The organism is Romboutsia sp., assembly GCF_035470145.1.
Lineage (GTDB): Bacteria > Bacillota > Clostridia > Peptostreptococcales > Peptostreptococcaceae > Romboutsia_D.
In genome coordinates, this window is the sequence record NZ_DATIRC010000367.1 from 1 (window position 1) to 5,836 (window position 5,836).

The window sequence follows — 5,836 nt, forward strand, 5'->3', positions numbered from 1 at the left end:
AATAAAAGGAGATAAAATATGACTAATCAATTTTTAATCAAAGAAAAATTATTTATAAATACTACTAAATTATCAGATATTCTACTTCAAATTAGTGGATATGAATAATTTGATAAAAAAATAATAGAAAAAAATATAGAACATGATAAGCAAAAAACATACGAAATAGCTTCTAGTAACTTCTTTGATTTTAACCAAGATATATATGAAGATATAAATCATATGAATTCTATAAGTGCAGGAATATATTGTGAAATGTCTTTAATAACTTATAGAATATTTATCTGGGGATCAAAAGGAGAAGGATTTGAAATATTTAAACACGTTTTAAGAGGCGAAGAAATAAACAACTTAAAACGTGAAGAATCTGTAAAAGAGTATATATATACTCATTTAAATGAATTAGAACAAGGCATATTAAAAACTTATGGTAAAGAAACTAAAGAAAGCTTTGAACAATTTGGTATGGCAATAGAAAGTAGAGCATTACCACTTCAAAGTATACTTCAAAACTTAAGTATAGAAAATAATATGAAGGATTTTAGAAAATAAACCAAAGGGACTGGCTCAAGATAGGGAAATACCTATACAATTGAGTTAGCTCCCAGTTATTATGAAAAGATACAGTAAAATACCTAGTAGGAATAAATACTAACTATAAATAATAAAGGATAAATAAACATAAAAATAGAATAAAACAATTAAAGAATTTGCCTATACATGGCTTGAAGGAGGAAAAACATGATAAAGAAGCCAAAAGATTTAATAATATCTAAAGTAGAAAATTTAAGAAATGGGAAAAAAACTGCTACTATAACTCATATAATACAAGGTGATGAACTTAAAGAAAAAGCTAAAATGTTTTCAAAAATATCATTACCTCCAGGGGGATCTATAGGATATCATGATCACAGTGATGATTTTGAAGTATATTACATATTAAAAGGTGAAGGGGTAGTGGATGACAATGGGACAATAGTAAAAGTATCACAAGGTGATACTATTTATACTGCTAATGGAGCTACACATTCAATAGAAAATACAGGAAAAGAAGATTTAGAATTTATAGCAGTAGTAATTTTAACATAATAAAAAGCTTGAATCTTACTTGATTCAAGCTTTTAAATTAGTATTAATAATTAACATGAATTTAAAAAAAATTTAATACTGATTTAATACTTAACTGATATTTAACATGTTTTTAACATAAAACATAACAACTTAACATAAATTTAACACAATGTGACATTTTTTTTGATAAAATTAATTCGTACTAATAAATGAGGAAAACAGATATGCTTATATTTAAGGAGGAAACAAAACGTGGAAATCGCAATTAACTTAATGGGAGGTCTTGGACTTTTCCTATATGGTATGAACCTTATGGGGGATGGACTTCAAAAATCAGCAGGATCTAAATTAAAGAGAATAATTGAACTTCTAACTAGTAACGTTATTATGGGAGTTATAGTAGGAGCTTTAGTTACAGCAATTATACAAAGTAGTAGTGCCACTACAGTAATGGTAGTTGGATTTGTTAATGCAGGTATAATGACATTACCTCAAGCAATAGGTGTTATAATGGGAGCAAATATAGGAACAACTATGACAGCTCAATTAGTATCATTTGACTTAGTTGGAATGGCTCCAGCGGCTTTAGGTATAGGTATAGTATTTTACTTATTCTCATCTAAGCCGAAAGTTAAAACTGCAGCTGAGATATTAATAGGATTTGGTATATTATTTACAGGTATGGAATTTATGAAGGACGCAGTTAAGCCTTTAGCAGAATTCCAAGGATTTACAGATGCGATAGTTTCATTTAGCCATCAACCAATACTTGGAGTATTATTAGGATTTGGTATAACAGCAATAATTCAAAGTTCAAGTGCATCAATGGGTATGTTACTTGCACTTGCATCACAAGGATTAATACCATTATCAGCAGCTTTACCAATATTATATGGTGATAATATCGGAACTTGTGTTACTTCTTTATTATCAAGTATAGGTGCTAGTAAAAATGCTAGAAGAGCAGCAACAATGCACTTAGTATTCAATGTAATAGGTACAATAATATTTATGTTGATTTTAACTAAACCAATAACTATGATAGTAACTAATTGGAATCCAAATGATGTAAGTAGACAAATCGCAAACTCACATACATTATTTAATATAATAAATGTTATGATACTTCTTCCATTCTCTAAGTTAATAGTTAAACTTACTATGAAGCTTGTACCAGAAAAAGAAGATGAAATAGAAGAGAGAAAAACTGTTAAATATATAGATGAAAGAATGATGGAAACTCCATCAATAGCTTTATCTAACACTGTTAAAGAAACTTTAAGAATGGGTGAAAAAGCTAAGAAGGCATTTGTTAACTCAATGGATGGATTATTCGAAAAATCAGAAGTTAAAGTTAAGAAATCATTTGAAGAAGAAAAGAAAGTAAATGAATTACAAACTATAATATTAAATTACTTATTAAAGTTATCTAAAACATCTTTAAATAATGAATCTAGAGAAAGTGTTGATGCATTATTTAATACTGTAAATGATATAGAAAGAATTGGTGACCATGCTGAAAATATAGCAGAGTTAACTGAAATAATATTCGAAAAAGATTTAAAATTATCTAAAGAAGGTACAGCAGAATTAACTCAAATGTACAAAAAAGTTGTTGATACTTATACTTATGCACTGCAAGCTATGGAAAATTCAGATATAGATTTAGCTTGTAAGGTAATAAAAATGGAAGAACAAGTAGATATGATGGAAAAAGTATGCCGTGAAAATCATATGAGAAGATTAAATGACAATTCTTGTACAGTAGATAATGGAGTTGTTTTCTTAGATATAATAACTAACTTAGAAAGAATATCAGACCATGCAGTAAATATAGCACAACAAGTTATAAAAGCAGGAAATAAAAGCATAGCATAATATAAAAAAAGTATTATCATATAAATGTGATAATACTTTTTTTATATTAAAAAATTAAAACTTGTTGAGTATGTAGTGAAAAAGATGGAAAATATCCACCTTTTTCACTACAAAAATCTCATTAGGGCTAACACTATAAGAATAGCTCCAGAAAGCCAGGATAAATTTATATCTACCTTTTGAGCAAATCTACTTCCTAAACAGGATCCTATAAGTAATGAAGATATACCAATAACTAATGAAAGTAAAATAACCTCTAAATAACGTACACTTCCCAAACTACTACCAAATCCAACTGCCAGGCTATCTAGTGAAAGTGCAACAGCTAAGTAAAAAGCCTCTTTACTTGTAAGTATTTTTGATTTATCGTAATCAGCCTTAGTTTCATTAGCATAAATTTCAAGGACAAATTTAAAATCAAAAACTTTAAAAGTTAATGGAACTTCTGTGTTTGAAACCTTTTGAATATAAGTTTTAAAAATAGATTCAAATAACCTATAAACTCCAAGCATTAATAATAAAGAAAAGCTCATTACAGAGGCTATATTTGGAGATAGAAAATCCTTAAACACAGAACCTAAGAACAGAGAAACTGCTAAAAATGATGAGCACACTGCATTTATAATAAGAGCAGAAGAAAAAGGTATCTTTATTTTATCCGTACCGTAAGCAATACTAGCTACAAAAGTATCAATACATAATGAAAATACTAGAAGTAAAGATTGTAGCACGATGACCCCCCCTAATTTAAAGAACTAGTATTAAGGTATTAAAAAAATTAAATTTCATTACTTAGATTAAAATTATTTTATAATACATTTTATGAATAATATTATTTAATGTTCTACTAATTTTTATAAACAAAATACATAAAGCTAAAATATCTAGCTTTTTTATAAATTATCACTTTATAAATTAACCATTCATAATTAAGAATAGAAGGTTATTAAAAGCAAAGAAAGGAATGGTTTGAACATGAAAATACACAGTAAGTTAAGAGATAATAATTCATTAAATTATAAAAAATTCAATACAAATATGTCTCAATTTATAAATGATAATAATATTACAAGTTCAACAAATTACTTAATAATTACATCTATTAAAAATAAATTTACTTATATATATGAAAAAAATAATAATGTATGGAATTTGTTATTTAAATGGAGTTGTACAGTTGGAAAGCCCACAACACCTACTATAAAAGGTGTATTTTCTGTAGGTGTAAAGTATCCAGCGATAGGGGATAACAATAGTTCAGCAAAATATGCAATTCATATCATAGAAGAATACTATTATCATTCAATAATATATGATGCAACAGGAATGCATATAAAAGATGATAGGTTAGGATTAGCAATAAGTCATGGATGCATAAGGCTTTATACAAGCAGTGCCAAATGGATTTATGATAATGTGCCTAGTGGTACAACTATAATTATTAATTAAAATATAAAAGAGATAAGTTTATAAAATAAATATTGTGGAAATTTATAATATATTGAAATCATAAGAATAAAATCAATGAAACATAAATCCTTTGAAGATGAAGAAGTAAAGATACTAAACGATGACTATATATCCATAAAAGTTGATAGAGAAGAAAGACCAAATAAAAATCATAGCTGTACACAACCTTTTAATGGTACAGAAAAATCAAAAGAATATTTAATAAAATAATAGTAATTAAAGAATGACGAACCACAATAAGTTCGTTATTTTTAATTCATAAGAAGTTTATGGAATGTAGGTTATTTTGTTTAGAAAGCGGCTATAAGTTATTATGAATAAATATTTGAATTAATTTGATATATGTAATAAGATTGTTATATAGAAAACTAAATTTTTAAAAATTAAGTTTAATTATAAATTAAGGATGGTAATAAATATGAGTAAACTAATTAAACTTCAAAAACCTAAAATAATAGATAATTTAGAAGAAATAGAAGATGTTATAGGCGAAATACATAGTGAGAACATATTATCAAATAAAGTTATAGAAAATGTATTAATAAGTGGACTAGAAGATATAAGAGTTAGTTTTGATAAGTGTATATTTAGAAATGTTACTTTTGATTACTGTGATTTAAGAAAAATAGATATGATGGATGTTGTATTTGAAAACTGTAATTTATCTAATATATCTTTTAGTAAAGGGAGCATCTATAGAACCGAATTTATTAATTGTAAACTCATGGGAACTAGATTTGACGAATGTTGCATGAAAAATGTATTATTTAATAATTCATTAGGGAAGTACTCAAATTTTGCTTATGCAAAACTTGAGGGTGTAAATATAATTGAATCTGATTTTCAAAGCTCTGTATTTCAAGAGCTTCAAATTAAAAAACTTGCATTTAATAGCACCAATTTAAGTAAAGCTATTTTTTATAATACTAAATTAAAGGGCATTGATTTTACAACTTGTAATATAGATGATATACAACTTGGTATTAATGACATTTCAGGAGCAAGTGTTAGTGTAGTACAAGCACTTGAGTTGACAAGGCTTATGGGGATAATAATTACTTAGATTGTGTAAAGCCTCTAGAAATATTTCTAGAGGCTTTTATTTAATAAATATCTTCATCATCTTCAAGTTCTATTAAACCTTTACTATCTAAGAATTCCTCTTCGTAATCTAATATAACTTCTATAGTTTCTCGAGGTATAGAATATCCATTTTCCTTACATTTTTCATAAATATAATTTATCATTTCTTCAACTGATATAATTGGTTCATTCATAAATAAATTTCCTTTCATAATATGTAATCTGATAAGTTTAAATAAAGATTTATAATACTATATAATATCTTACCCAAAGCATTCTAAAATAGCAACAAAACATACAATCTTATTATTTATTTAAAAATGGATATAAACAT

8 protein-coding genes are annotated in these 5,836 nt (G+C 26.2%); 6 read left to right on the forward strand and 2 right to left on the reverse strand.

Translation table 11 applies throughout. From position 1 onward, the window contains the following. Positions 1 to 222 precede the first annotated feature (222 nt). From VLM92_RS14515 to VLM92_RS14525, 3 genes are all read left to right on the forward strand, one after another. Entirely contained in the window at positions 223 to 552 is a 330-nt protein-coding gene (locus VLM92_RS14515; RefSeq protein WP_325277039.1) for a hypothetical protein, read from the forward strand. Positions 553 to 741: 189 nt separating this feature from the next. Beyond that, entirely contained in the window at positions 742 to 1,089 is a 348-nt protein-coding gene (locus VLM92_RS14520) for a cupin domain-containing protein (protein WP_325277040.1), read from the forward strand. A gap of 234 nt (positions 1,090 to 1,323) precedes the next feature. Continuing rightward, positions 1,324 to 2,949 carry a Na/Pi cotransporter family protein gene (locus VLM92_RS14525; RefSeq protein WP_325277041.1) on the forward strand — a complete coding sequence of 542 codons (1,626 nt, stop codon included), beginning with the start codon at positions 1,324 to 1,326 and terminating at the stop codon, positions 2,947 to 2,949. Positions 2,950 to 3,056: 107 nt separating this feature from the next. On the opposite strand, the gene ytaF is transcribed toward VLM92_RS14525, so the two are convergent. Continuing rightward, positions 3,057 to 3,680, reverse strand: coding sequence for a sporulation membrane protein YtaF (gene ytaF / locus VLM92_RS14530; RefSeq protein ID WP_325277042.1), 624 nt, complete (start codon positions 3,678 to 3,680; stop codon positions 3,057 to 3,059). 244 nt (positions 3,681 to 3,924) lie between these two features. Between ytaF and VLM92_RS14535 the strand changes: the two genes are divergently transcribed. From VLM92_RS14535 to VLM92_RS14545, 3 genes are all read left to right on the forward strand, one after another. Beyond that, a complete protein-coding gene (locus tag VLM92_RS14535; protein ID WP_325277043.1) occupies positions 3,925 to 4,398 on the forward strand; it encodes a L,D-transpeptidase in 474 nt (157 codons plus the stop codon). A 75-nt stretch (positions 4,399 to 4,473) separates the two neighbouring features. Beyond that, positions 4,474 to 4,629 carry a DUF255 domain-containing protein gene (locus tag VLM92_RS17280; protein WP_331681786.1) on the forward strand — a complete coding sequence of 52 codons (156 nt, stop codon included), beginning with the start codon at positions 4,474 to 4,476 and terminating at the stop codon, positions 4,627 to 4,629. Between the two features lie 208 nt (positions 4,630 to 4,837). Then, positions 4,838 to 5,482, forward strand: coding sequence for a pentapeptide repeat-containing protein (locus VLM92_RS14545; RefSeq protein WP_325277044.1), 645 nt, complete (start codon positions 4,838 to 4,840; stop codon positions 5,480 to 5,482). A gap of 40 nt (positions 5,483 to 5,522) precedes the next feature. Here the strand turns inward: VLM92_RS14545 and VLM92_RS14550 are convergent, their stop codons facing one another. Continuing rightward, the gene (locus tag VLM92_RS14550; RefSeq protein WP_325277045.1) at positions 5,523 to 5,696 is read right to left on the reverse strand and encodes a hypothetical protein; all 174 of its coding nucleotides are present in this window, start codon (positions 5,694 to 5,696) and stop codon (positions 5,523 to 5,525) included. Positions 5,697 to 5,836: the final 140 nt, after the last annotated feature.

Bases quoted from the DNA above. Each gene is read 5' to 3' on its own strand.
- VLM92_RS14515 (WP_325277039.1), top strand. From the start codon at position 223: ATGAATTCTATAAGTGCAGGAATATATTGTGAAATGTCTTTAATAACT.
- VLM92_RS14520 (WP_325277040.1), top strand. From the start codon at position 742: ATGATAAAGAAGCCAAAAGATTTAATAATATCTAAAGTAGAAAATTTA.
- VLM92_RS14535 (WP_325277043.1), top strand. From the start codon at position 3,925: ATGAAAATACACAGTAAGTTAAGAGATAATAATTCATTAAATTATAAA.
- VLM92_RS17280 (WP_331681786.1), top strand. From the start codon at position 4,474: ATGAAACATAAATCCTTTGAAGATGAAGAAGTAAAGATACTAAACGAT.
- VLM92_RS14545 (WP_325277044.1), top strand. From the start codon at position 4,838: ATGAGTAAACTAATTAAACTTCAAAAACCTAAAATAATAGATAATTTA.
- VLM92_RS14550 (WP_325277045.1), bottom strand. From the start codon at position 5,696: ATGAATGAACCAATTATATCAGTTGAAGAAATGATAAATTATATTTAT.